Here is a 25679-nt window from a genome sequence, read left to right as displayed (position 1 = left end):
AGCTTTGTACAAATATTACCATCTTATAGGATAACAAATTTTAAGGAATAAATATAGAGGGATTTAAGTTTTTTGTAAATATTTTTAAACGGTATCCAATACCTGTTCCTCCTCCAATTCCCTGATTTCACTCTTGCGGGGGATAACTGCCGCTATAATCATAAGGAAAATGCCTGCAATAATAATCATAAGTGCGGCTCCTCTTCCTTCGCCCCTGCCAATCAAAGTAAGAACAGCCTCGGAGGCTTTCCCTTCACTTTGAAGAAAAGGATTGATTATAAAGTCAACAAGCATTCCTGTAGAAGCATATGCGGCTACGTAACCTGCCTGGGATATAAGTCCTATCAAGCCCCAGGCCTTTCCCTGGTGAACCGCCGGAATAGTAATTCTTACCAGATAATCTATCGACATATTTGCAAACGGCAGGCTAAGAAAAACGCAGAAACCAAAGATGCAAACCAGTATTTCATTCTCTTTCCAGGCAAAGGCAGCCATAAAGAATCCCAGACATAAAAGAGACAGTTGTAAAATGCGTGAGGATTCCCTCTTGATACCCACGTTACTTAAGAACAGGCCTCCTACCAGCATTCCAAAGGCTGAAACCGTAGTTGCAAACCCTACAAAAGATTCTCCGCCAAACGACAGAAGCATAGGTATCATAAGAGTCTGAACAGTTCCCAGACAAAAAGATACCAGAATACCGAGTATAACCAACAGCCATATACCCTTATTATCGTAGATGATGTGAAACCCGAATCTAAGATCTTCCCCAAGTTTGGAGGACTCTGCTTTGCCCACTCCCTTCATCTCCCTCCTTACTATGTAGGTAACCGGTAGGGTAATCAATATTGTAAAAATATCGAGGATGAGGATAAACCGGATGTCTGCAAAACTTAGAACCAGCCCTGAAAGTACGGGGGAAAGCAGATAACGGGAAGCCGGTATAAGTTGTACCATCCCGCTAGCCTTCGTGTATTCTTCCTTTTCCAGCAAATCAGATATTGTAGCCTGAAATGCCGGCTCCACCAGAGATGAAAAGCCTGAACTGATCGCTGCTCCAATCAGAATTCCGCCAATAAGAAAATTCCCATCAAAAAATTGCAATGAAGACAGAATACACAATAAACCTATAATTGACAATCCATCTCCCATTATCATAAGCAGTCTGCGGTCATGACGGTCTGCCAATGCACCCGCAAACGGAGAAAAAAGCAGTCCCGGAAGAAAGCCTGCAAGTATCATCAATCCCGTCATTGTACTCATTCCGGTTTTTTGATATACAAAAATTCCTAATGCAAAAGAACTCATACCCGAACCGCTTGAAGAAATAAGGCTTGCACCCCATAGCAAAAGAAATTTCCTGTAACCTTTACTCATTCTCTTCACCTCTCTCTTCATATAAGGACAATGATTTAAACATATCAAAACTTCCCTCTTTAACTCCCAGTATTCTTTCCATATTGTATAAAAGGCTCTCTGTTCTGTGTTTTATGTCATTCTCATCCATTTTTTCATAATACACATCCATAAAGCCTATAATAATAACCAAAATCATCTCAGCACTTTCATAAGGATAGGCGTTAATAAATGTGCCTTCTTCCACACCTTCTTTTATAATATCTCCCAGTATAGGCACTATTTTTTGGATGAAAGATCTGTTAATCTTTTCGTGTAAAAGTGCATTCTGTGGCTGATTCAGATAATCAATCATCAGTTCTCTCCCGGACAGCCTCCTCATGCTCGTACTCGAAAACAGTGTAAACATCTTTTCCTGTACAGTCATCCCCTGCCGAAAAACAATACCTTTTGCTTCTTCAATGACGCTTTTTATCGAACGCTCTATAATTTCATCCATAATTGCCTCTTTAGATTCAAAATGATAATAAAGAGTGCCTCTTGCAATATTTAAATTACTCAAAATATCACTGATTGAAGTATTGTCATACCCCTTTTCCAAAAAAAGCGAGAGGGAAACGTCCAAAATCTGTTCTTTTTTACTCTTCATAACTTCTCCTTTATTTTTAGGCTGACAGTCGGTCTGTTATTTTGTATTTTAACAATAAAGAAAAAATTTGTCAAGAAAAAAATAAGGCGGCAAATGCTCACCTTATTTATCAATTCAAATATTTTGTTTTAGATTTTATGTTTATTCTCGAAATTCTATCAATTCGTTTTAATTTCCAATCAAGCCTTACAGCCTGATAACTGTTTTATTTCAGACAGCTCTTTTAGCTTTCTTTCAAATACTGCTTTGCTCATACCATTTTTAATTGCAATCTCATAATAGCCATTAAATTCGGGATGATTATTTTCTTTTACAACAGCTAAAAGCTCTGCAAAATATCCCCAGGCATTATTAAAACTTTTTGTTGAACTATAATCTTCTCTTTTTGGCATCCACTGCAGCTTTATAAAGAATTTATTCAGTATCTTACTCCAGGTTTCTACATCGTCATCATAACAAAAAAACTTTGTTTCAAACAGACTGCCAAAACGCCTGTCCCAAAATTTTACATTGTCAGGCAAATACCATGTATCGCGAGGATTGCGGCATATCAATTCTATTGTTATTCTTTCAAGTATTGCAGCCGGATCACCACCAACACAGTCATAACTTCCGGCAACTGAAGTTTGCGCCCCTTCCTCTTTGAGCTCTTCATAAGCTGTGCTGCTATCCAGCAATAATAAAGCAATTTTAGCCCTATGTCCAAATGCTTTTCCTTCGCTTAATATTTTGTACTTGTCAAATTCATTCATGGAGCCTCCTTAAGTTTATATAACTATTCAGGGATATATTCTTTCCAACTCACATTTTCAATAATTCCACCTTGAAGATTAACCTCAAATTCAGTTTTTATAGGAGAATTTATTGCCTCAATTGAGAAAATCCGAGCTAAAACACTCCCGAAATCCTCCGGACGTTTTTTATAATAAGCTTCCTTTTATTCCGAAATTGCACTTGCTGACGGCTCAACATCGGCCTTATTTAGTTCCTCTGCTCCTTCAAGATAAATCCATTTAATCTTATATGTCTTTCCAACACTGTTTCCTATATTGGTCACATAGTCTTCCAGGAGCTTTTGAACCCGTTGTTGAGCTGCTGCAAGCAATGTAAAGTTTGATTTTGCTTCACTTTCCAATTTGTCCTTAGCACTCTTAAAGGCTTCAGTTTGGTGCTCAGCTTCGACTTTGGCTGAATTTTGGGCAACTATAAAGGAATCCTCAGTTAAAGTAGTTTCATCAACTTTACAACCCAATACCTTTGCAGGCGGAATTGTTATTGTAACATTTTCATCTTTAACTTCAATATTCATAAGAGAAGTATCCACACCGATTGTTACTACACCTGCATATTCCATCCAAAAATGTCTGTCTTTTTCCCACCATAAAATTCCTGTAGCATTTTCTTCCTTGTATTTGGCTACATTATGATAATAACATTCCATTACTGCCAATTCACATATTGACTTCATTTGTGATGTCTCAAGCGCAATGTTTTTTATTTCTTTTGCACAAGACATAGAGGAAAAGCACATCATAATAATTAAAATCACACTTAAATACTTTCTCATACTGCTATTCTCCCTTAATTGATTTTCAATTCATACTTACTGTCTAACTGTTCTACAAAGGGTTTAATTAAGGCTTCAACAATGTTGTGGGCATTTTGTTTAGCTAATTCATAAATTGCTGTTGTAGAATTACTTTCATTTGTCACATCTTCGATACATTTTTTGTATGCCTGTGCAGATACAGTTTCCGTATTGGCTCTCTTATTCATAAATATATAATCTAAGGAAGCAATGTCTACATTTACATCCGTTATTTTAACTTCCGGCAAAGTTACCGTAATTCTTTTCTCATCTTCATTCACTTCCAAATTTACCTGTTCAAAATCAATTCCCGCTTTAACCTTTGCTTCATAAGAAACGTAATAATCTATATTTTCAGGCTTTTCCTCATTCGCAACAGAAGCGACTCCGTTGTAGATAGCTTCAAAGGTTGACAAATCACTGACATTTATTACTTTTTCCAGGGTTGACTTTGAGATTATTTCAGGAATAGAATCTCTTTTAACAATTTTTTCTTTAACGAATAAGAATACTATAATAGCAACAATAATAAAACATAAAAGTCTTATATACTTAATAATCTGTCTGAAACTTAGTTTCTTTTTTTCTCTTGTCCACATAAATACTCTCCTATTTTTAATTTTATTCAAGCTGATATTTATTGAAAATATCAATCATTCACTTGGCAGAACAGGATTTTTCAAGGCTTCATATGATGTAATGCTGTTCTTGGTATATTCAAAAAATACTTTTTCGGGTATTAATTTTTTAGATAAATACATAATAAAACCCTTAATCTCTACTTTTTCCGCCTCGTGTCATAATCATCAAACGTAATAACTACAAAGGAGATGAAAACAGGGCTACAGCATATGTTAAGGTTGCAGCTTTTAAAACCTTACCTGCACCTTCCAGCTCACTTCCTCTTAATAAATCATTTTCTTCTATGGCAATTAATGCTCGTCTTGATGCATCAATCTCAACCGGAAGTGTTATTAACCGGAATATAACCACAAACGTAAATAACAAAACACCTACCCGAGCAAGACCTAAAAAATCAAATGCCAAACCTGCAGTAATCAATATCCCTGAGAGTGTTGAGACTATATTGGCTATAGGCGCAAAAACCGTCCTAAGTTTCAATGGAACATATCCTTCTTCGTCCTGAATGGCATGTCCACATTCACGTGCGGCCACTCCAATAGCTGCTACCGAAGTTGAACCATAGACACTATCCGACAGCCTGAGAACCTTCTCCGAAGGCGAGTAATGATCCGTTAATTCTCCTTCAATCCTTTGAATGCTCACATCGGTTATTCCTGCATTACTAAGAATAGAAAATGCACAAGCTTCCGCAGTCATACGATTATTGCTTGAAATCATTCCAAACTTTCTATACGTGCTCTTTAAGTAATTAGAGGCAATCACACTAATAAATATAACTATAAATATTAAAATATACGAATAGTACCGACACATAAGTTTTCCTCCGGGTGCAATAATGATTTGGACTAATCAGGCTATTGCTTCAAGTTTTAAAACAAGTCAAAACCTGAACCCAATTCATCTTTTTTCTTTGCAAAATATGTCACAGTTGTATATTATTATATAGCATGATGCTGTATATCGCAATGAAATCCATATAAAATATTGACTTATAATCTTAAAAATATTTGAATACATAACTCCGTTCCACCGGGAATAAAATAGACAGAGAAAAAGCACATAACTGAAAGATTTTTAGTCTGAAAGTCATGTGCTTTCGCTATATAATTTGTCTAATGCACCGGATAAACCGGAATTAGAATTTTATCTCCATTCGTTGCGAAGAATCCTCATCATGATAAAGTCACTGTACTCGTTGTTATAGTAGTATCCTTGCTCTTGAATCCCTTCTTGCTTAAATCCGATTTATTTATAGAAATTCAGTGCGGCGGTATTCTGCCCTACCACACCAATTGCAACTCGGTTCATTTCATAGTATTTGATAGACCTCCAATTACTTCATTACAGAGTGTAGGAACACCTCTACAAATCCTATCTACCATTCTCTGTCTTCCACAAAAGCCTCTTACCAAAATCTATCAGCTACACTAGCACTCTTTCCCAATCAGCAATCTGATTACTTAAATCTTCTTTCCTAGCTTTTGTTTTCGGAATATCTCCCCTGTTTCTTGTGCCATACAATCCACAATGAGCCACTGCATATATTTCGGCCTTTTTATCCTCACAATCTACCACAGTAGCTTTACAAGCCTTAATTAAGTCGTTATATGTGTTGTATTTTTCAGGTTTTATACCATATGCTGATAACACTGACTTATATGTAACCTGTCCTAAACATATTATTTTCTGGGGCTGCAGTATTTTACATAGCTCTACGAAATATTTGGCATCTTGTTTCATAACGCTTTCCGTCATTCCTCCGGTTCCGGATCCCCCTCTATATCCCAACGAGAAATTCGTAAAGAACAGATTAGAATATCTCTGATTTTCAATATCATAATTCTTCGTTTCCTTAAATATTTGCACTAAATTGTAGTCCGTATGACAATCACGTCTATCCAAGTTCACATCCTGCAGATAACTTATAGGAGCCTCTCCCATTTCTGTTGCCTTATTGATTTTCTTTACATTAATAACTGTTTCAGATGGGTTTGAAAAAGGATTCCCCCAATCTTGTCCTACCAGCAATATATCTATGTCGGGTGTGTTTTCTGCATATCCTAACCCTTGCCAGTAAGTCCAAAGATTAATCTCTTTACAATCTTCATACCATTTTAGAGCGACAGTTGTATTTCTCCGAATATTTTTACTATAATCAGCTTTGACTGTTTTAATTAAATCCTTATATCTTTTCCCCTTTTCCGTCATTTTTAATTACCTCAAACTTTCTCTTTTTAGTATTTGGAAACTTTTTAAAGTTTAACTTCGTCTTAGCCAATTCCTCCCCGTTCTCCATTAAAGTAATCTTTATTTCTGCGAGGCTATTCCCTAATATGTCAATTCTATAAAATACCGCTCCATTGAATACATCACTGCAAAAACTAACAATCCCTATATCAATTAAATAATCCACGTATTTTTGAACTACTGCCAGTTCTTCTTCTATGCCCTCATCTACCATCCCCTGACACAAAATTGTATTATCATAAGACATAACCCAATTATGAAATCCAACAATCTTTGAATCATTTTGTATATTATTCCTATCATCAGAAATGAATTCCATTTTCTCAGGTATTATTACACTAATGCTGTATGAATTTCCATCTCTCCAGTACTCTGCTTCAAACGGGGTTCCATCGTTAAATAATCCAACCGTATATCCCATATTATTCTCGTCAGCTCCATCATGATTACATACCGGAAATTCAGAATTTGCCTCAACATATAAACTATCTGTTTTATCGAATTCATCTATATTATCGAATTGATCTTGGCATACATTTTCTAGTTTATCATTAAATACATCTACAAAAGCTTCTATTTTTTCCTTATCTCGAAGTATTGCAAATATTACATAATCAAATAATTCATTTAATCCCTCTTCAAAAAACAAGTCATAATAATACTGTGCAACTTTTTTTGCTGAATGACCAAATGCACCACATCCCCAAGCTCCTAGAACCAGTGTATGATATCCGTATCTGGCAGCAGCAAAAAGCATTTTCCTAAGTCTATCCTTCATAATTATATCTAGCTTATCCTGAGACACATCCTTTGCCCATCCATTTTTATTAGGAGCAGGTATTGTGATGACAGAAACATTGAAAGGTTCATCCAAGAGATTTCCATTCGCATCCCTAAATACGCATACATCCTCACTTAGAAGCATATAATCAGAATCAATAGCATTTATATGTTTTTTATTGTAATCATACATTTCCCGTGCTTTGGGTGATGATATCGAAGCATAGAGTGTGCTGTTCCTACACAAACATTCTTCTTGTGCCATAGCACCATTTAGAAATCCACCTCCGACATGTATGGCATTTGCAAAGTTCATCACAAGAGTATCACTGCGTCCAAGATTTGCCGCCTCATACGAATCACAATCAATTAAAAAGAAAGTCGCCCAATAAGAACCCCGAAGCTCTCCGTCAAAAAACTTATCCTTATCTTTTTCTATACTCTCAAGAATTTTAGGTGACAATACTTGAACAGTTGAAAAATCATCCCCAACTAAAGAAATGTGCTTACCATTCAATTCATACCCACCGTCATTAGTAATTCTAATCGTTTCACCAGCCATTTCTCTTAAAAATGTTCTATCCATACCTATCTCTCCTTCGTCCAACAGTTCTTTCACCGGTATTTGCACTATTCTTCCGGATTTATCAATCATATCAGGCAATCATTTCAAGTCCATTGAGATACGCAAACTTTATCAAACCAGCACCATTAAACTCATTACTTACCTGAGAAGCCTCTTCCCTTGTCATTTCTTTTAGCTTATTATAAAAGTTGATATACTTATTCTTAAATTTATCTTCTTTTAGTATCTTATTAAGATACTTTTCAGCCTTATCTTTTCCACCGAAGTAGTAGATATAATACTGAGGGTTGTGGACAGTTTTTAGCAATAGAGTTATTTTACTATCCATACCCCTGTCTTTCTGGAGCCAATTCTTTCAATTAAACCTTCGTCCAGCAATTCCTTCATCAGCATTTGCACTGCTCTCCTGGATTTATCCATCATTGCCGACAATTCAACTTGTGTCAGTGATGGATTTTCTTTTATCAGAAGCAATATGTGTTCACGATCTGTCATGATACATTTCTGCGCTTTATTTTGCGCTTTATTTTGCGCTTTATCAAAAGCATAATTGAGATTCCACAGTGTAAGGAAAAAATTATATCCGTCTGTGTAAAATACAGGTTTTAATTCCTCTTTATATCGCTCTTCAGCTTCGTAAGCATCAATGATTTTCTTAAATCCACTACCTCTGCGCTCCATAAGTCGCATTCTCCCAAAAATATCTGCCAGAATAGGATTTCTGAGTTTTGATGGCACATGTCTTATATCGAGCAATTGAACTTCAGAACCATCAAACATTCCTCCGGGATTGGTGATAACCAGCCTATCATCATAAATATCCACCTGACTGTGGGCTCCTGTCTGCAAATAACTCCGATGAATCAGTGCATTTGTAAGCCCTTCCTCTAAGGCTCTTTCAGGATAATCCGGTAATTCTACACGTTTATCTTTATCCTTACGCCATCCTTTTTTTGTATTACTTTTAATAAAGGACATTGTGTTGTCATATAGTTCCAGAAGGCCTCCGTTATATTCGGCATCATCAAGTGCATCCTGCGCAGAATTGGCTTTTTCTAAGCCATTCTACCTTGTACAAAAATCCTGGAGTGGTGTATATTCCACTGATCAGCAAAAAGGATTCTTGCATTAGTCATTTGTCCATCTTCTTTTATAAACTTAAAACTTACTAAATCATCATCAAATTCCAATGGCATTCTTGTCGCTTTTAGATATCTTTTTCGAAATGATTCAAATGTAAGCTTTTCACGTGGAATATCTGATGTCAGTTCATCATAAGATGTTCCTGTACTCTTTATGATAAATTCCGTAAGCTCAAACCCGGTAATTTCCTTCTTCACACTTCCCGTACGATAAAAGTATCTTCCGTGGAGATTCAACGGAAGCCTCGACTTCTTTACATCAATCTGAATATACTTCTTTTTGTTATTTATTTTTAAATTCACATCACAGGTTATTCCAAAGGCTGCAGTTATCTTATTAGGTATATCCTCTAATAATTTTTTCACAGTCTTTGATTCCAGACCCAACACGCTTCCGCTATCATCTATACCTATATATAATGTTCCGCCTTGTGCATTTGCATATCCACAAATCCATTCCAGATATTTATCTTGCCAGGATTCTTTCCATTCAACAACCTGATTTTCGCTTTCGTGTATTATATTGTTATTTGCCCGCATAATCACACCTCTTTTCCAATAACCTTACATAACAATATCAAGTTTGCGCTTTAATTTCAATTCTAAAGCGCATTTTTATATTATCTTTGAAGCTTTATTTTCTCCAAATTATTCACAAACCAATGTGCCACATAACATATAATAGGCTTTTACCCGTGATTATGCTTCAATCTCTAAGCCATTTATATATACAAACTTTATCAAACCAGCACCATTAAACTCATTACTTACCTGAGAAGCCTCTTCCTTTGTCATTTCTTTTAGCTTATTATAAAAACTGATGTACTTATTCTTAAATTTATCTTCTTTTAGTATCTTATTAAGATACTTTCCAGCCTTATCTTTTCCACCAAAATGATAGATATAATACAGTAAGTTGTGGACAGCCATCTTCCCGTTCAGGATATTTTCAATATTGGTTTCTGTATCTTCAAAGTCATCAAATATAGGTATAATATTATCTCTGATTAGTCCGCTAATTTCTTCTACTGTGTATTTATAGCTCGCTCCCGCCAACTGCCACCATTTCCAAGGAGCTCTGCCCAGCAGAGTTCCAAGCTCTCCGCCATAAACAAAACCATTGTTAATATTAGATTTTTTCATATCTTTTGAATATATGGCAATATGTGGTATGAATTCTACGCTGCACTCGTAGTTATTTCTGTTGGCTTGAAAATAGATTTCATAGGTAAGATCTTTATTTTTAGATATTTTCTTTAACTTCTGTCCTTTGCTGACCATCTTAAACTCCGGAAAACTACTTGCTATTTCCTGCCAAGCTTTTTCACATAATTCTCTAGGCTTCATTTTCACTAAGACTCCTTAAGTATTTTATATTCGGGATTCATTATAATTGTCTATCAGTATAGGCTCTACCCTTGCTTTTTCCACAAGCTCTACCATAAGGCTGAAAGCCTATTTTATCTCACTACAATCCAATTTCCATCACGCTTTGAACCAATTCTCTCTATCATCTTTTTTTCTTGCAAAGACTTAAATGCTCTTTCAATCGTTCTCTTTGTTACTCCTACTTTTTCCGCAAGTTCAACAGATGTTACACTCGGATTTTCTATCAAAATTTCTATCACTTTCTTTTCGGTCTTGTTCAAACCGACATTCAAACCGACATTCAAACCGACATTTTTATTGTCGCTATTTTATGGTTTATTTACATAAAAAAGGCTAAACACCTTAATTTAGTATTTAACCTCTCATTTTTTTGTTCATTTGTAAAGCCACTTTGAGCTATTATTGGATTTATTCTTTTGGAAGTCTTTACCCAATGTTGTCCCGGTTGCTCATTTTAATAGCCTGTAATCTATGAAAATAAGACGTTTTCATAAAAACCTTTTCTATTCCAACTCATTTACCCGACAAATACAAACCGTTTTTTCCTATTCTTTTCGCACTTCTTATAAATTCATACCATTCAAAAGCTACTGTACCCAAAGTGTACCTATTTCTTATTTTTCAAAATTCTTTGCTTTTGCTTTAAATATTTTAACATCCTCAACATCTTTAATAAAGTAGTTCAGATTCTTTATATCCGGATTCAGAATGTCATTAAAATTTAACGCGAAGGCTGATGTGATCAAGACAATACATGTGCAAATCATCAAAAGTACCGCAGCACGTACCAATAATGTTTCCCATCCAACCTCCTTAAAAAACTCAGATATGAGAATTGTAATAATTGGCAGTAGAATATACGTAGTCATTCCAGAAAAAGACTTTTTAAAACCTTTCCACACATCATAAGCATCCTGTTCTTTCTTCGCCTGCTCGATCAGATTATTTAAGTGCTCCTCGTCCAATATATCGATTCCAAATTCAACTAAGAGTCGAACCACTTTCTGCATTCTTTCATTTGCAGAAGGTTCAATTATCTCTTTCATTATTCTTTGCTGCTCTTTCTTCCTACTCCTTAGCAAAAATATTAAAACAAATCCTATAATTATCATCACCAAGGATATATATGAGCCAATATCGTTTTTTATTAGAGTAAAAACCCCCGATAAAATGCTACCTAAAATGACCATTACCAAAGATAATTTTTCATATAGCTTTAATTCTTTAATTGATAGCCATGTGCTCGTTTTCAACACTTCTACCTTGTACTTTTTGTATAAATAGTTAAACATGTTCTTTCTCCTATCCGTTATCTAATGTTTCCCTATGCATAATCAGCCTCTTCAAGATACTCCCTTAGTTCAACCTTTCTTTTGTATTCCTCTAAGCTTCTTCGATATTCATCAACGTATTCCCTATGCTCAATATAAGCAACACCCTTCATATTTTCTTTGAGGTTCTGAAGGAATTCTATCTTATCTAAAATCAAAGGAACTTCACTACCTGACCACGAAGCTGACATTGGAAACAAGTGAATTTTCCTGAAATCTTCAACATTTTTGTTGTCCTTCAGATACTCAAGAATATAATCCAGTTTCCAATGAGGCATAACGTTAACTACCACGTCAATTAGCCTGCTACATTTATCCACATCCGCATAATTCTTATGTATACTATCAAGAAGCCACTGCTGTTTTCTATTTTTAACAACATCCGATTCTTGTTCTGCTCGGCCAAAAAGCAATCGAGCCGGATGCTCTATAAAAAATGCCATGTCGTCATCTACAATAACCGCATATGCATAGTTGATACATTCTTGCCATTTCTCAGTGTCCCAAATCTGATCAAATATCTTTTGTTCATATCCATCACGACGTGAATGGTTCTTTACCCAGTCAACGTAATCTTTCCATATGCTCGGTCTTTGTTCAAATATCTTAATAAACAATTTTCCGCCATAGTCCAAATGATCAATATTTTCAAGAGCCTTCGTGTAAATTTGGGATAGTGTATCATAATCATTTTTGAATAGATCCAAAATGTTTTTTATATCATCTTCTCGATAAGCATATCTCAAAAAAGTTGCTGACAGATTTGCTTTTTCTACTATTCGATTAAGAATTCTATTCTTTAATTCGTTATCTCTTTCACCATACCTTAACAGTAGCGTAACCGAAGGTAATATTGGATTATTTCCTACCAAATTCTTCTCCGAAAAAGTGCTGTAATCACTAACTACTGCATCTGTGATATCGTGGTCGTTTATACACTCCCAAATCAGAGACAACCATGTATCTTTTTCCCGATACTCAGCTCCGTTCAGTATATTATATGTTTTGTAGTAACCAATATTAGAAAGCAAAAATCCAACTTGCCTATAACCATTTAATCTGAATGGAGCATTACTTTTGAAATACTCTTCGATTACATCTACATAAAAATACGGCTTTACTTCCAATAGTTCAAAAACTATATCAAGCCCTCTGCTTAATGACCAGAGATTTCTTTCACCAATAGTATCTTGTAGGAAATTACATGTTTTAAACAGATTCATATAATCCTGAAGACTATATGAATCAAACTCCGCAGATATATTAGTCTTTCGAATTTCCTCATCCTCTTTAATGGTCCGACCAAGTAAATGCTCTCTTGATAGAATCCTGTACAATCTAAAATCATGATTATTCTCAGAAACCAAATATCTCTCATCAATTGGACTGTTTATCTGACCGGCAACCTCTCTGTATCTATCTATTATTCTCGCATCGAAGAAATCAATGCCATCCTTTTTGATAATCTCAGCAAAAATCGTGTCAAAATCCGATTGTAAATATGCTATGGAATCCTTCTCATCTAAACCATTAAAATGAATTTCAGAAAGAATATCATTAACTATATCTTTGTAATCCTTTTTTGTGCGCAGAACTCCCAGCGATTTCCAAATCTTACTACGTAATAATGCTATTTCTTCGTTAAAGCAAATCGTCACTCTAACAAGATTAAAAGCACGACGGTTTCGACCTTCTTCCGTATAAGCAAACTCTGTCTTTAATGCGTATTGTGCTACATGAATGTAAAGAATACTGAAATTATAGTTTTCACCTTTATCAGTTTTTTCCCAAAGCCTATCTATTAACACATTTTCATTCTTATATTTGTTATTCCAAGAATATTTGTCATAAAGAAGCTGCTCACAAATCACAAAATAAAAATCCATTATCAAATCTGGGCGCTTATCAAAATATGACACAAGAAGTTCTATCGAATCATTAAATGATTCCGTGTACTTGAATCCTCCAAGAATTCCTATTTCTTTTGTAGAAATGTTATGGTAATTCTTTTTTGAATCCACATCGAAGTTGTGCATATCAAAATCTGCATACTTTTCGTTATCGATCTTCTTTTTTATGATGCTCAACGCTTTATCTGGATTTACCTGGTGAAAAGCTTCTAAATACTCCATGTCTTGCCCATCAGGAGCATTATTCCATGCAGAAATAATGGAGTTTCCCACATATTGAGCAACATCCTCAGAATTAAAAATGTCTATTATAGTTTTTAATGCATAAACCGCTTTATTCTTGTATCGTGGGAAAGCAATAGATATTAGACCTTCAATGCTTATCCACCTTTTTTCATACAAAACATAGTATAAAATGTAATTCCCAAGACTTTGATCCGAAACCTTAGTTATTTCGTTTTTAAACCAATCAATAAGCTCAAGAGAATAAAGCTTTTCTACGGTTTCATCCTCTCTAATCTCGGAGCCATACTGTTTTTTCAAGTCAATATACAGCTGGTTTTCTCCTCCTTTTACAGGGCCAGCAACCGTTATCAAGAAAAGCATTATAGCATCATCTTTAGTTAGATCAGCTTCATTTAAGATACGTCCATAATAATTCCTGAATATATCTTCAGCATTGCGAATAGCCCGATATCCCTCGTCAACAGATCTGATTCCAGCCAAAATAGCTAACCTTGCATTACCATTAGCTATCTCTGATATTTTTTTCAGATAATCAGGATTTATGATCCCCAAATCTGTTTTCAGGATGTCCTTGATTTCTTCGTCAGTAAACTTTCCAATTTCTATAATTTCTGGTGTAGAATACTTCGATACAGTTGTAATTACTCTTTCCCTTGCATAATCACGTACGGTAATTAAAAATTTAATTTCATACTCCGACGGGAGAGACAAAAGAGTTTGTAGTACGTTGTCCAAACTGACCACCATATTAGCATCATCAAGAAACAACATGTATTTACCAGGATTATCGATATAGTACTTTATATCTTCATACAAAAAATTACCATTACTTCGAATGCAATAAACCTTATATTCTTTATCATCCCATGCACGACATGCTTCTATCGCTAATCTTGTTTTTCCTATTCCCGATGGTCCAGTCAAAACTGTAACTGCATTTTCGCTAATGCTCTTACATGTAGTATCTATTTCTTCTTTTCGATGCAGGAAATCGCAATCAATCGGTGCATTGATACCATTTGCATCATAAGCCTTGACAAAATCCTCGATATCAAAAAACTGATTTGTATCAATCTCAACCCCTAGCTGATTCTTGGCAATGTGCGGATATATTAACGCCAAATCATGAGAAAGTGTGTCAATCCCAATAAGTTCTATCTCTATCCCTTCCAGCAGCTCCATAATGCTGTTAAATTGTTCTATATGAATATTTGTTGAACAGTGTCCGCAGATAATCTTTTTGATTTTGTCCTTCTCTAATGACAACTTAGCTGTATTGAAGCATGACAAAATATCAGCACTTATCTTATCTACAGGCTGAGAACTTACGCTTCCGTAGTTTATAAGGATGTACTTCCCATCTTCTATCAATACATACGCATCCGGAGTTCCTTTTGTCGGCTTATTAGTCGCAGTCTGCACTCCTAACGTTTGAATATTTGTAAACTTATATTTTTTATAAAGATATTCATCAAAAAGTGACTGAAAAGCTCCGCCCTCCAACTGCATGATTTTACTTTGTATAAGATTCACATTGCTCAATTATCTACCCCTTCTTACGCCGCTATCGCGTTATCGTTTATGCTTTCTATAACCTTCCGGATTCCCATCCAGACATTAAGATCTGTAAATATCTCAACTACGCTGCCCTGATCTGTGAACGGAGATTCCTGAAGGACGGACAAATCCTTCATCATGCCGTTATGAACGATATACTCAACAATCTGGTTCACAAAGTATATTTGCCTGCTATCAAGATTGTTGCTCTCCAGATACTCTGAAAATGCCGCCTTAGCTGCAATCATATCAAGACCGACAATCTCTCGGACAAGCTCGCCCAGAGGCTTAGAGCCGTATTCCTGCTCATATTCTTCTTTGGTGCCAAGTTCAGACCAAAGAACCTTTTCCAGTGCCTCTATATCGTCGTGAGACAGCTGAATGTTAGACTTAAGCTTCTTGATTACCTCATTATCCTGGTGTTCACGGATATAATATTCCGCTTTTGCCTTGTAATTCTTCAGATCATCGTTCTCAAGCTCCGACTCATTCCATGTGACATTAAGAATGTCATCCTCAAAGTTTGCATCATAACGAAGCTTGGTATGAGGAATATTGGTAACGCTTGTGATCCCCCCTAACACACTTAAACAAATCACTGTGGGCTTTACCGTAATTCTTACCCACAAGGCATGCAAGTTCTATGCCATACATAAGGGCATCAAAGCGAACCGCACTTGCCTCGTCATCGTTCGGAAGAATCAAAGGAGCAAGTTCTTCACGCATTATCAATGTATCTTCATATATCAATGTAAGATAATTTACCTCATTTGAATACAAGTCAACATATTTCAGGTGCTGCCTTACCGCAAAGTTTTCACGCGGAAGTTCCTGTACCTTACCGGTCATAATCTCTACCAGAGCATTATGATAAGATATAAGCCTGTCTACCTGATATTTTGCCCTTGTGCCGAGACTCGATCGAATCACTCTTCGAACTTCTATTTGTAAGTTTTCGACATCTTCGCTTTCTTTCGCTTTTTCCAAAATCAACGATAAAATGTAGTCCAAATTGATCTCATCCGTTTTCAGCAAATCAATCTGAAACTCCACATCCGAAAAATCAATACTTACAGACTTCCTTTTATTGAAATTTCTGGTGGATTTTTAATAAAAAAAACTTCATGTTCCAAACATTGAATCTAATATTCATACTCCGCTTCTGGAATACTACTTTGTCAGCCTATCTAAAAATTCCAATGTAGCCTTATTAATCTCTTCTATCTTTTCCAATGTAGGTTTTGAATTCATTCCATTATCTAATAGATTTGTTAAAAAAGGCGATGCCAAGGATAATTCAGATAAACCTATATGTCCGCTTCCTTCAACATGAACATTTACATACTTTGGATTGTTAGATTCAAGCAATTTTTGATTCATCTCATAAGTCGTAATTTCATCCAGTTTACCCCACAATGCATCAGAGTAAAAATGTAAAACCGGAAGCGGATACTCTTTCTCAGTAAATAGATACTTTTCACCTTCAATGCCAACTATGTCTCCAAAAAACGGCGATTCTAAAGCAATAACACCTAATAAAGCATTGGCTCGGTTCCTACCTACTTCTAAAGCTGCAGAGCCTCCTAGTGAGTGACCTGATAAGAATATTTTTTCTTGATCAATTTTGCTTGAATATTTTTCATCTGAAAGAATACTATCAAGAACAAATGAAATATCTTCTACTCTTATACTCTTCCATTCATTAAATTCTTCTCTAGTTTTTTCTAAATTTTCTGATCCTTGAGATTTCATCACACTTTGAAAAAAGCTACTATCAACATAGACATCACTTCCATCAGATAAACTTGTAATAAAAGAGTGATAAGGATGCCCTAAGCTTGCAACAATATATCCATTCGAAGCTAATTCTTCAAAAAGAGATGGATTAGAATCCTCTATACCAAATGAACCATGTGAAAAAATAACTAAAGGATGTTGGGTATTTTCATCTTCCGGTAACCACCATGATACCGGTACTTCTCTATCGCTACCGGAAGTTGCCATCTTTGGTATTTCCGTTTTATGAATATAATAACTTTTTTCATTTTTAACTCCATAAGGCCCCGTTGGTTTTGGTCCTTCATTTAATGGGAAAACAAATTTAAAAACCGATAATAAAATTCCTACTAAAATAAAAAATATTAGAATGAGTTTTTTCCAAAACGGTCTTATTTTTTTTGCAATTACTAATACAAGCGCAATTAAAAGAATTGCACTTATTAATATCCAAATCATATATATTTCTCCTATTTATTTTTTTGCAAAGGGCTGGAAAGCCTTATTCTATCGTTACTACATGCCGTTGTCATAATTATGACACGAGACCCACAACAAGGATCATAAACCACACCGTATAGGGCTCAATCATCTCTGCTATATCCGCCATCGCTTGTTCAATAATGGCTGCTATATCATTTGCTCCGGCATTCTCTACAATATATGACCACCTTGAAGTTTCTTTTAAATAAAAAACATTTTTTGCATTATAAAAAGATGTTCTTTCACAAACCATAGGAATATCCCGGTATTCACTTTTAATTTCTTATCTCCTGCAAATTTTAAAAACCTTTTACATTATAGCATAATTTTGAAGCAAAATATAGTGATAACTCTATTTTGATCAAAAAATATTGAGATAAAATACCTGAAAAATACAAAAAATTTTTATTTTCTATTGTATTTTTATTTATTTTCGATTTTCTTATTAAAGAGAAACAAATTTTTTCCTAATGAGGTGTTTAAATTGAGTTTGGGTAAATTGATAAAGAAATTCCGTGAACTAAGGAGAATTACTCAAAAGGCATTAGGATACAGAACACATTTAGATGGTGTAGGATAAGACAATACGAACTTGATATTCGTACTCCTAAGGACGATGTCTTGGAAAATATTTCTGCTGCACTCCATATAAATAAGGATTATTTGAAAGAACCTGATTATCCCTATACGGAACATGATTTAATGCGTTTTTTATTTAAGCTGGATGACAGTATTAAAGTTAATATAAGACCTGTTATTCTGAATGATGAAGAGTCTGAATATACTAACACAGATATCTACTTTGGTAGTGAAGCTATTCTTAGAATCCGTAATATGCTTGAACAGTGGCAGGAAACGAAAGAAAAATATGAAAATAACGAAAGAAGCCTTACAGGATTGGAAGGCTAACTATCCTGACAGCCTGAAAAAATATTATATTCCCTTTGAAGAAAGCAATGTGAAATTTTATAGAAAAGGCATAACCGCTAAGATTCCACCGGATATAAAATAAACACAGAAAAAGCACATAGCTGAAAAATTTTACAATCTTAAAGTCATGTGCTTTTTATGCTGTTTTATACTTTAGACAAACCGGGATTTACAAAAATCTATTTTTTACTTAACAGACTCAAGGCTTTAGCTTCATTTTCAATAAAAAATACGTCATTTCCGCTATTACATTCATATATAAAATCCTTTAAAGCTTTACTATCATAATTAGGAAAATCTCCTATTATCGCTAATTTCATTTTGTAGTTTATTAGTTTTTGCAAAATATCTCCTGCAATTTTACTGCTGAGATTGAAGAAATCTTCTATAAGGTTCTCTTTGCTTATAATAAATCTATTTTCTCCGGTTTCAAACGCTATTGTCATAAACATATCTATTGCAGACTGTTCATCTGATATAATAATCGACTTATCTTCAATTCGTACAACTTTTACTTTGTTTTCAATTTCTATTACTTTATATTTCACTAAATTCCCTCCAAATTATTCATTGCTATTCTAAATCCTAAATCATCAATTTTAAATTCCGGAAAACTTTTTCGCCTTGAAGTAGTTCCGCAAGCCCGTCCTTCGCTAGCAAAACTTCCACCTCTAAAAATACGATAGTTCCCATATCTGGTTTCGTCATACAAATCAAAACACCACTCCCAAACATTTCCTATCATATCAAAAAGTCCAAATTGGTTTTCCTTCTTCATTTTAACCGGATGTAATTTCTCGCCTGAATTTTCTTCATACCAAGCAATATCTTCAATATTACCATATCTATATCCTTTTAAATTTCCTCGACAAGCGTATTGCCACTCATCATCATTTGGTAATCTAAATCCGTTTTTTGAATTATCTATTTTAATTTTTTCTGAAATGGAATTTAATTTATAGCATTTGTCCAACCCAAGTTTTTCAGAAATATTGTTACAAAATATTATGGCATCGTTCCAACTTACATTTACTACTGGAAAATCTTTTGTTTTAATATCATAGTCAAACCCCATTACATAAGCGTATACTTCATTGGTTACCGGTGTATTAAGCAATAAAAACGGCTGAATATCTACTGTTTTTTGCTTAACAGTTTTTTCATTACTTCCAGGTATAGACATTTTAGAATTTGAACTTATCCATTTTTCTTGGTCAACAAAATCTCTTATCAGCTCCTGACCTTTAGGAATTATAACCATATTGTCCTTTATATACTTTGCTAAGTTCATTTAGTTTTTCCCCTACAACTTCAAATTTATCAAACCACTATTTCCACAAAAGCCTCCCACCAAAATGATGGAGGCTTTCTATTATTTCTTACCTTATTGCCCTTTGAACAATAAGTATCGCTCGTAATACTCGCTCAATTCAACAACTCCCTTTCAGACCTGTTTTTTCTCATTTTTAGTATCAAAACAGTATCTCGTAAGAGTTTTTTGCTCCCGCAAAACGCTAAAACGCTGTGTTTTCAACGGTTTTACAACAGAATCATATTTGTTACTCTACTCCAACTCTTCTGAACATTGGTCATTTTCCATACATTCCATCGTTTTTCAGACAATATTAAAGCCTTTTTTCATTCTGGTGCTGTCTGGTACACACTGTTTTTACTCTTTTATCCCAGAAACAGCCCGTGCTGTATTTATACCCCTACAACACTTTAGCTAACAGGCTTTTAGTTAAATCTTCTACATCAAGCTTCGTAATTCCAAAGCTTTTCTTGCCAGCATCCTTTATAGATGCTCCTATATGATAAACCTCTTTTCTGTCTATTATAATAAATCTGTCATGGAAGTCCTCGTTTATTTTTACTTTGAGCTTCGGATACTGTGAGTTGAACTTAGCAATATCCTTCTCTGTAAGGTTTCCTTTTCCAGATGTGACAATTAACACATTTACTCCATCTTTCTTCTTACTCAGTATGTTAAGAGTATTTATATCCACATAATTATCTATCAGTATAAGCTCTGTCCTTGCCTTTTCTACAAGCTCCACCATAAGGCTGAAAGCATCGTATATCTGACCGTTGAAAAAGATTTTCTGTTTCACTTCTTTAGTTGTTGCTATGTAGTCAAATACTTCTTCAAATTGTTTATTTACTTCAGCACTTTTAGCCTCAATTTTTTCTTCAAGCCTTATCTGTCTAAGCTCAGATTTCTTTTCAAATTCTAACTGTCTTAATTCCACTTTATTAATTTTTGCAAACAGTTCTTGATTTGTAAGAATAAATCTTCTCATTTCTACAAAGCTATTCATAATCTTAATACTCATATCTACTGCAACTGCACTATTGAGAACTACTGAAAGCATAGCTATACCCTGCTCTGTAAAAACATACGGAAGCTTTCGTCTACCACCTCTACCTTTGTTTGATATCGCATTTTGCGATATCAAAGATTGATATTCTTCGGCAGTTAATTGGAACATAAACTGTACAGGAAATCTATCAATGTTTCTTTTAACCTGCTCATTTAAGCGTCCTGTAGTAACCTGATACAGCCTAGCAAGGTCACTGTCAAGCATTACCTGCCTACCTCTAAATGTGTAAATCATACTCTGTATTTCTTTATTATCTACTATGACAAGATTTTTATCCTCTGTCATAAATACCTCCATGCTTTTACTTGAAGTCACAAAATGTGACCTCAAGTCTGATAAAATAACTTAACCATCATCCAGACTGCTCTTATCCACTTCTGTCTGAATCCCTTCTACCCCATCCTTCTCTACCGAAGCAATAAGTTCTTCAAGATGAGCAAGCCTCTCACCGGCACTAACCCTTTCCGGGGCTTCTTTATCAAATAAATACGCACTGTCGTCTAAGATATCTACTATTATAGAGCATAAAATGGCATACCGCAACGACATTTCAATAAAAGAGTTATTAGAAAGCGGAAATTCTCCTGCATTCCCTCCTCCTTCCGCCAGCTTTTCACTGCTTAGCCTCTCTCCTATCTCTATAAGACTGTATCTCATTTCCCTTATGGCATCAAGAATATACCTGATATTCTCCATACTACCGACAACACAAATCTTTGAACTGATACAGCTCCTTGTCATAAAGTCCTTTTTAGTAAGTCCGCTTAGAAGAGCCTTCTCCTCTATCATAATCCTCGCACATTTACTCGGACGAAAAGCTACCTTCTTATTCTTATGGATACCGGGCATTTTTTATTCCTCCCCTCTTTCATAGCCGTTATTGTTCATCAGGTTCGTAATACGTTAAAATATATGCCTGATAAAGACAGAAAAGCGTTTGCGACAGATTTGAAGACCATTTATCGGGCTCCTGATGAGATGAAAGCCCTATAAATAAAAATATACCAAGAAGTAAAACTAAACAATCTTCAAAAAAGAAAAAGACTGGCTCACTAATCATCAGCAAGCCAATCATATACCTAAAATCTATATGAAGTTATATTAAAAACGATATGCAAATTTTTCAACACTTGAGCTAATAGCCTAAGCACAATATCCCGTCCTCAAAATTAGCTGTAACAGGTATTAAATGGGCATTCTTCATTTTTAATCTGCCAATTTTATACCTATTTTTATGAGGATTTCCTTGTCTTTATCCCGTAAATAGACTGTATACAGCTGTAAAACGCCTAACTTTGCCCATAAATAGCAGTCTTGCGGACTCTGTCCGTTATTCAAGTTCAATAGTCCCCGGTGGCTTGCTGGTTATATCATACAGTACCCTGTTAACCCCCCTGACCTCATTGATTATCCTGCTAACAACTTTCTGCAATACCTCCCAAGGTATCTCGCTTGCCTCGGCTGTCATGAAATCAGTTGTATTTACCGCCCTAAGTGCAATAGCATAATCATAAGTTCTCTCATCACCCATTACACCTACTGAACGCATATTGGTAAGGGCTGCAAAATACTGACCTATTGTTTTGTCAAGCCCTGCATTTGCTATCTCTTCTCTGTAGATTGCATCTGCATCCTGAACTATTTTCACCTTCTCGGCAGTTACTTCTCCGATTATTCTTATACCAAGTCCTGGTCCTGGGAATGGCTGGCGGAATACAAGACGTTCAGGGATGCCCAGTTCAAGACCTACCTTTCTTACTTCATCCTTAAAGAGATTGCGGAGCGGCTCAATAATTTCCTTAAAGTCTACATAGTCAGGAAGTCCGCCTACATTGTGGTGTGACTTGATTACTACAGACTCACCGCCTACACCGCTTTCCACTACATCAGGATAAATGGTTCCCTGTACAAGATAGTCCACTGTTCCGATTTTCTTAGCTTCTTCTTCAAATACGCGGATAAATTCCTCGCCTATTATCTTACGTTTGGTCTCAGGCTCTGTAACTCCTGCAAGTTTATCGTAGAACCTCTGTTGTGCATTTACTCTTATAAAATTAAGCTCATAGCTGCCATCCGGACCAAATACAGCTTCTACTTCGTCTCCTTCATTTTTACGAAGCAAGCCATGGTCTACAAATACACAGGTAAGCTGCTTACCGACTGCCTTAGAAAGAAGTACTGCCGCTACAGAAGAATCGACTCCGCCTGATAAGGCACAAAGTACTTTACCGTTTCCTACTTTTTCTCTGATTTCCTTTATACTGCTTTCTGCAAAGGCTGACATTTTCCAGTCGCCTGCACAGCCACAGATGTTATGTACGAAGTTTGACAACATTTCTTTGCCATACTCGGTATGAAGCACTTCAGGGTGGAACTGGATTCCGTAAAGCCCTGCCTCTACATTTTCAATAGCTGCATTTGCGGTAGATGCTGTGTAGGCAATAGAAGTAAAGCCCTCCGCAAGTTTTGATATATAGTCAAAATGGCTCATCCATACTATTGATTTTTCAGGAATTCCTGTAAAAAGTTTTGAGGAAGTGTTAAAAGTAGTTTCTGTCTTTCCATACTCCCTATGCTCTGCCTTTTCAACCTTGCCGCCAAGGACATGGCTCATAAGCTGGGCTCCGTAACAAAGTCCAAGTACAGGAATCCCCATTTTAAATAATTCTTCACTACAGGTCGCAGCATCCTCTTCATATACGCTGCTTGGTCCTCCCGTAAGAATAATTCCCTTAGGGTTCATTTCCTTTATTTTAGATAATTCTGTCTTATAAGAATATATTTCACAATAAACATTGGCTTCACGCACTCTTCTGGCTACAAGCTGGTTGTACTGTCCGCCAAAATCAATTACAACTACTAGTTCTTTTTTCACTTGAGGCTCCTTTCAAGGTTTAATTAAAATCTATTTACGCATCCTTTAAGAATGCCTTATAGCAAAGATATGCCTCGTAAATATCAGCCTTGCAGCTTATTTCCCAAGGAGCATGCATGTTCATAACCGCAACTCCTGAGTCGATTACTTCCATATTGTAAGCAGCCGCTATATAAGCGATAGTTCCGCCGCCACCCTGGTCTACCTTACCAAGTTCAGCCGTCTGGAAGGTTACATTATTATCCTTCATTATCTTTCTTATAGCTGCCATATATTCTGCAGTTGCTTCATTGCTGCCACTCTTGCCGCGAGAACCTGTATATTTATTAAATACAATTCCTTTTCCAAAGTAAGCTGTATTCTTCTTCTCATTTACGCTCGGATAGTTAGGGTCAAAGGCTGCACTTACATCAGATGAAAGCATACGTGAATTGGCAAGAGCCCTTCTTAGGTCAAGCTCATTATACTCGCCTGCAAGGTTCATAACCTCCGCCACTACATTTTCAAAAAATCTGGAATGCATACCTGTAGCACCCACGCTTCCGATTTCTTCCTTATCTACAAGCAGACAGCAGCCTGTTTTATCAGGAGCCGGAGCATCAAGTATAGCCTTAAGTGAAGTATAGGCACAAACCCTGTCATCCTGTCCGTAACCCATTATCATACTGCTGTCAAGCCCGTAATGCTTAGCCTTTCCTGCCGGAACTATTTCAAGATCTGCTGAGAGGAAGTCCTCTTCTTCTATTCCGTATTTATCCTTTAATATCTTAAGAATATTTGCCTTTACAGCCTCTTTTTCCTCACCCTTAAGAGGCATACTTCCAAGCATTACATTGAGGTCTTCTCCCTCTACTACCTTAGAAGCAGTCTTTTGCATCTGATCTGCAGAAAGATGGATAAGTAAGTCCGTAATTCCTATTACAGGTCCTTCTTCGTCCTCACCTATGCAGATATTTACAGAGGTTCCGTCCTCTTTTACCACAACTCCATGTATAGCCAGAGGAAGTGTTACCCACTGGTACTTCTTAATACCGCCATAATAATGCGTATCAAGCATAGCAATCTCTGTATCCTCATAAAGAGGTACCTGTTTAGCATCTATTCTAGGTGAGTCTATGTGAGCACAAAGTATATTTAAGCCTTCTGCCAAAGGTTTCTTGCCTATTACAAAGAGCGCAATTGCCTTGCCCATATTTGACATATAGACTTTATCACCGGCTTTTAGCTTTTTCTTCTTTGCAATAAGTTCACTAAGATTCTTATAGCCTGCTTTTTCTGCCTGCCTTATTGACTCATCCACACATTCTCTTTCAGTTTTGCAGTCTGAAATAAATTGTCTGTAGGTTTCACTTAATGCGAAGCAAGCCTCAAGCGCCTTTTTATCATACTTTTCCCAGGCACTCTGTCTTATTTCCTTTTGTTTTTTTCCCGTCTTTTTCTCTGTCTTTTTTGCTGCCATTTTATCTCCTTTCAATCCCTTATAAATCAGGGTGTATTTCAATTTAGCATTTATTACCGGCATATTACGTGGCTTTTCACCGCCAGCCGGACAACTAATCTGTCTTGCAATTAATTTTGTAATATGCTATATTTATGGAGAAGAGAGTATCCATGTTAAATGTATACTCCCTAAGACTTGGTGCTGATGTCCATAAGGACACACCTATCTTGTATGTCGGACAAGATAGAAAAGATTACTTTCTCTTTTTAAGATAAGTAAGAATGTTTATAATCAGAGCTCCAAAGGACATCAGCAATGCTAATATCCCCAGAAAAATCATAATGATTTCATAATCTGTCATACACAT

At 35.7% G+C, this 25679-nt stretch carries 24 protein-coding genes and 2 pseudogenes; 2 read left to right on the top strand and 24 right to left on the bottom strand.

Annotation, left to right across the window (positions count from 1 at the left end):
- Window positions 1–84: 84 nt before the first annotated feature.
- The 18 genes and pseudogenes from GCWU000282_RS14965 to GCWU000282_RS14875 all read right to left on the bottom strand — a co-directional run bounded on the left by GCWU000282_RS14965 (window position 85) and on the right by GCWU000282_RS14875 (window position 17938).
- Complete coding sequence (locus GCWU000282_RS14965) at window positions 85–1377, bottom strand: MFS transporter (RefSeq protein WP_023356029.1); 1293 nt, start codon at window positions 1375–1377, stop codon at window positions 85–87.
- Window positions 1370–2005 (bottom strand): TetR/AcrR family transcriptional regulator, encoded by a 636-nt coding sequence (locus GCWU000282_RS14960; protein WP_023356028.1) that lies wholly within the window; start codon window positions 2003–2005, stop codon window positions 1370–1372. Before GCWU000282_RS14960 ends, GCWU000282_RS14965 begins: the two co-directional genes overlap by 8 nt.
- 179 nt (window positions 2006–2184) lie before the next feature.
- Window positions 2185–2757 (bottom strand): hypothetical protein, encoded by a 573-nt coding sequence (locus tag GCWU000282_RS14955; RefSeq protein ID WP_023356027.1) that lies wholly within the window; start codon window positions 2755–2757, stop codon window positions 2185–2187.
- Between the two features lie 185 nt (window positions 2758–2942).
- Complete coding sequence (locus GCWU000282_RS14950; protein WP_035041392.1) at window positions 2943–3572, bottom strand: DUF4230 domain-containing protein; 630 nt, start codon at window positions 3570–3572, stop codon at window positions 2943–2945.
- A 14-nt stretch (window positions 3573–3586) separates the two neighbouring features.
- Entirely contained in the window at window positions 3587–4192 is a 606-nt protein-coding gene (locus tag GCWU000282_RS14945; protein WP_023356025.1) for a DUF4230 domain-containing protein, read from the bottom strand.
- Window positions 4193–4412: 220 nt separating this feature from the next.
- Window positions 4413–5051 carry a zinc metallopeptidase gene (locus GCWU000282_RS14940; protein WP_051384215.1) on the bottom strand — a complete coding sequence of 213 codons (639 nt, stop codon included), beginning with the start codon at window positions 5049–5051 and terminating at the stop codon, window positions 4413–4415.
- Between the two features lie 609 nt (window positions 5052–5660).
- A complete protein-coding gene (locus GCWU000282_RS14935; protein WP_023356023.1) occupies window positions 5661–6446 on the bottom strand; it encodes a hypothetical protein in 786 nt (261 codons plus the stop codon).
- Entirely contained in the window at window positions 6421–7851 is a 1431-nt protein-coding gene (locus GCWU000282_RS14930; protein ID WP_051384214.1) for a TIGR02452 family protein, read from the bottom strand. The genes GCWU000282_RS14935 and GCWU000282_RS14930 overlap by 26 nt, the downstream gene beginning before the upstream one ends.
- 70 nt (window positions 7852–7921) lie before the next feature.
- Window positions 7922–8179 (bottom strand): hypothetical protein, encoded by a 258-nt coding sequence (locus GCWU000282_RS14925; protein ID WP_023356021.1) that lies wholly within the window; start codon window positions 8177–8179, stop codon window positions 7922–7924.
- Complete coding sequence (locus GCWU000282_RS14920; RefSeq protein ID WP_023356020.1) at window positions 8164–8829, bottom strand: ATP-binding protein; 666 nt, start codon at window positions 8827–8829, stop codon at window positions 8164–8166. The genes GCWU000282_RS14925 and GCWU000282_RS14920 overlap by 16 nt, the downstream gene beginning before the upstream one ends.
- Before the next feature lie 77 nt (window positions 8830–8906).
- Entirely contained in the window at window positions 8907–9533 is a 627-nt protein-coding gene (locus GCWU000282_RS14915) for an AlbA family DNA-binding domain-containing protein (RefSeq protein WP_023356019.1), read from the bottom strand.
- Between the two features lie 159 nt (window positions 9534–9692).
- Window positions 9693–10340 (bottom strand): DUF4304 domain-containing protein, encoded by a 648-nt coding sequence (locus GCWU000282_RS14910; protein ID WP_023356018.1) that lies wholly within the window; start codon window positions 10338–10340, stop codon window positions 9693–9695.
- A 113-nt stretch (window positions 10341–10453) separates the two neighbouring features.
- Complete coding sequence (locus tag GCWU000282_RS14905) at window positions 10454–10642, bottom strand: MarR family transcriptional regulator (protein WP_242828976.1); 189 nt, start codon at window positions 10640–10642, stop codon at window positions 10454–10456.
- A gap of 354 nt (window positions 10643–10996) precedes the next feature.
- Window positions 10997–11674 (bottom strand): hypothetical protein, encoded by a 678-nt coding sequence (locus tag GCWU000282_RS14900; RefSeq protein WP_023356016.1) that lies wholly within the window; start codon window positions 11672–11674, stop codon window positions 10997–10999.
- Between the two features lie 32 nt (window positions 11675–11706).
- A complete protein-coding gene (locus GCWU000282_RS14895) occupies window positions 11707–15402 on the bottom strand; it encodes an nSTAND3 domain-containing NTPase (RefSeq protein ID WP_242828979.1) in 3696 nt (1231 codons plus the stop codon).
- A gap of 23 nt (window positions 15403–15425) precedes the next feature.
- Window positions 15426–16497, bottom strand: a pseudogene (locus tag GCWU000282_RS17605) (type I restriction endonuclease subunit R, EcoR124 family); the annotation flags it as partial.
- Between the two features lie 99 nt (window positions 16498–16596).
- Window positions 16597–17661, bottom strand: coding sequence for an alpha/beta hydrolase family protein (locus GCWU000282_RS14880; protein ID WP_023356012.1), 1065 nt, complete (start codon window positions 17659–17661; stop codon window positions 16597–16599).
- A 76-nt stretch (window positions 17662–17737) separates the two neighbouring features.
- Window positions 17738–17938 (bottom strand): hypothetical protein, encoded by a 201-nt coding sequence (locus tag GCWU000282_RS14875; protein ID WP_023356011.1) that lies wholly within the window; start codon window positions 17936–17938, stop codon window positions 17738–17740.
- A 368-nt stretch (window positions 17939–18306) separates the two neighbouring features.
- Between GCWU000282_RS14875 and GCWU000282_RS17230 the strand changes: the two genes are divergently transcribed.
- Window positions 18307–18594 carry a hypothetical protein gene (locus tag GCWU000282_RS17230; protein WP_023356010.1) on the top strand — a complete coding sequence of 96 codons (288 nt, stop codon included), beginning with the start codon at window positions 18307–18309 and terminating at the stop codon, window positions 18592–18594.
- Between the two features lie 200 nt (window positions 18595–18794).
- Here GCWU000282_RS17230 and GCWU000282_RS14865 read toward each other — a convergent pair whose 3' ends face one another.
- The 4 genes from GCWU000282_RS14865 to GCWU000282_RS14850 all read right to left on the bottom strand — a co-directional run bounded on the left by GCWU000282_RS14865 (window position 18795) and on the right by GCWU000282_RS14850 (window position 21845).
- Window positions 18795–19163, bottom strand: a complete 369-nt coding sequence (locus tag GCWU000282_RS14865; RefSeq protein WP_023356009.1) for a DUF4180 domain-containing protein — start codon at window positions 19161–19163, stop codon at window positions 18795–18797.
- Window positions 19163–19906 (bottom strand): formylglycine-generating enzyme family protein, encoded by a 744-nt coding sequence (locus GCWU000282_RS14860; protein WP_023356008.1) that lies wholly within the window; start codon window positions 19904–19906, stop codon window positions 19163–19165. The genes GCWU000282_RS14865 and GCWU000282_RS14860 overlap by 1 nt, the downstream gene beginning before the upstream one ends.
- A 421-nt stretch (window positions 19907–20327) precedes the next feature.
- The gene (locus tag GCWU000282_RS14855) at window positions 20328–21281 is read right to left on the bottom strand and encodes an ORF6N domain-containing protein (protein WP_035041387.1); all 954 of its coding nucleotides are present in this window, start codon (window positions 21279–21281) and stop codon (window positions 20328–20330) included.
- A gap of 60 nt (window positions 21282–21341) precedes the next feature.
- Window positions 21342–21845 (bottom strand): hypothetical protein, encoded by a 504-nt coding sequence (locus tag GCWU000282_RS14850; protein ID WP_023356006.1) that lies wholly within the window; start codon window positions 21843–21845, stop codon window positions 21342–21344.
- A gap of 30 nt (window positions 21846–21875) precedes the next feature.
- On the opposite strand from GCWU000282_RS14850, the pseudogene GCWU000282_RS17600 reads away from it, so the two are divergent.
- Window positions 21876–21974: pseudogene (locus GCWU000282_RS17600) on the top strand (transposase); the annotation flags it as partial.
- A gap of 352 nt (window positions 21975–22326) precedes the next feature.
- Here the strand turns inward: GCWU000282_RS17600 and guaA are convergent.
- Entirely contained in the window at window positions 22327–23871 is a 1545-nt protein-coding gene (guaA, locus tag GCWU000282_RS14845) for a glutamine-hydrolyzing GMP synthase (RefSeq protein WP_023356003.1), read from the bottom strand.
- Window positions 23872–23905: 34 nt separating this feature from the next.
- Window positions 23906–25330: an aminopeptidase gene (locus tag GCWU000282_RS14840; RefSeq protein WP_051384213.1), complete on the bottom strand. Its 1425-nt coding sequence runs from the start codon at window positions 25328–25330 to the stop codon at window positions 23906–23908.
- Window positions 25331–25679: the final 349 nt, after the last annotated feature.

Origin of the sequence: Catonella morbi ATCC 51271 (genome assembly GCF_000160035.2) — a bacterium.
GTDB classification, from domain to species: Bacteria; Bacillota; Clostridia; order Lachnospirales; family Lachnospiraceae; genus Catonella; species Catonella morbi.
Note: the sequence above shows the minus strand (reverse complement) of the source record. Positions and strands in the feature narration are given on the sequence as shown.

Coding starts and splice junctions, on each gene's coding strand:
- GCWU000282_RS14965 (WP_023356029.1), bottom strand. CDS start 1,377: ATGAGTAAAGGTTACAGGAAATTTCTTTTGCTATGGGGTGCAAGCCTT.
- GCWU000282_RS14960 (WP_023356028.1), bottom strand. CDS start 2,005: ATGAAGAGTAAAAAAGAACAGATTTTGGACGTTTCCCTCTCGCTTTTT.
- GCWU000282_RS14955 (WP_023356027.1), bottom strand. CDS start 2,757: ATGAATGAATTTGACAAGTACAAAATATTAAGCGAAGGAAAAGCATTT.
- GCWU000282_RS14950 (WP_035041392.1), bottom strand. CDS start 3,572: ATGAGAAAGTATTTAAGTGTGATTTTAATTATTATGATGTGCTTTTCC.
- GCWU000282_RS14945 (WP_023356025.1), bottom strand. CDS start 4,192: ATGTGGACAAGAGAAAAAAAGAAACTAAGTTTCAGACAGATTATTAAG.
- GCWU000282_RS14940 (WP_051384215.1), bottom strand. CDS start 5,051: ATGTGTCGGTACTATTCGTATATTTTAATATTTATAGTTATATTTATT.
- GCWU000282_RS14935 (WP_023356023.1), bottom strand. CDS start 6,446: ATGACGGAAAAGGGGAAAAGATATAAGGATTTAATTAAAACAGTCAAA.
- GCWU000282_RS14930 (WP_051384214.1), bottom strand. CDS start 7,851: ATGGATAGAACATTTTTAAGAGAAATGGCTGGTGAAACGATTAGAATT.
- GCWU000282_RS14925 (WP_023356021.1), bottom strand. CDS start 8,179: ATGGATAGTAAAATAACTCTATTGCTAAAAACTGTCCACAACCCTCAG.
- GCWU000282_RS14920 (WP_023356020.1), bottom strand. CDS start 8,829: ATGTCCTTTATTAAAAGTAATACAAAAAAAGGATGGCGTAAGGATAAA.
- GCWU000282_RS14915 (WP_023356019.1), bottom strand. CDS start 9,533: ATGCGGGCAAATAACAATATAATACACGAAAGCGAAAATCAGGTTGTT.
- GCWU000282_RS14910 (WP_023356018.1), bottom strand. CDS start 10,340: ATGAAGCCTAGAGAATTATGTGAAAAAGCTTGGCAGGAAATAGCAAGT.
- GCWU000282_RS14900 (WP_023356016.1), bottom strand. CDS start 11,674: ATGTTTAACTATTTATACAAAAAGTACAAGGTAGAAGTGTTGAAAACG.
- GCWU000282_RS14880 (WP_023356012.1), bottom strand. CDS start 17,661: ATGATTTGGATATTAATAAGTGCAATTCTTTTAATTGCGCTTGTATTA.
- GCWU000282_RS14875 (WP_023356011.1), bottom strand. CDS start 17,938: ATGGTTTGTGAAAGAACATCTTTTTATAATGCAAAAAATGTTTTTTAT.
- GCWU000282_RS14860 (WP_023356008.1), bottom strand. CDS start 19,906: ATGAACTTAGCAAAGTATATAAAGGACAATATGGTTATAATTCCTAAA.
- GCWU000282_RS14855 (WP_035041387.1), bottom strand. CDS start 21,281: ATGACAGAGGATAAAAATCTTGTCATAGTAGATAATAAAGAAATACAG.
- GCWU000282_RS14850 (WP_023356006.1), bottom strand. CDS start 21,845: ATGCCCGGTATCCATAAGAATAAGAAGGTAGCTTTTCGTCCGAGTAAA.
- GCWU000282_RS14840 (WP_051384213.1), bottom strand. CDS start 25,330: ATGGCAGCAAAAAAGACAGAGAAAAAGACGGGAAAAAAACAAAAGGAA.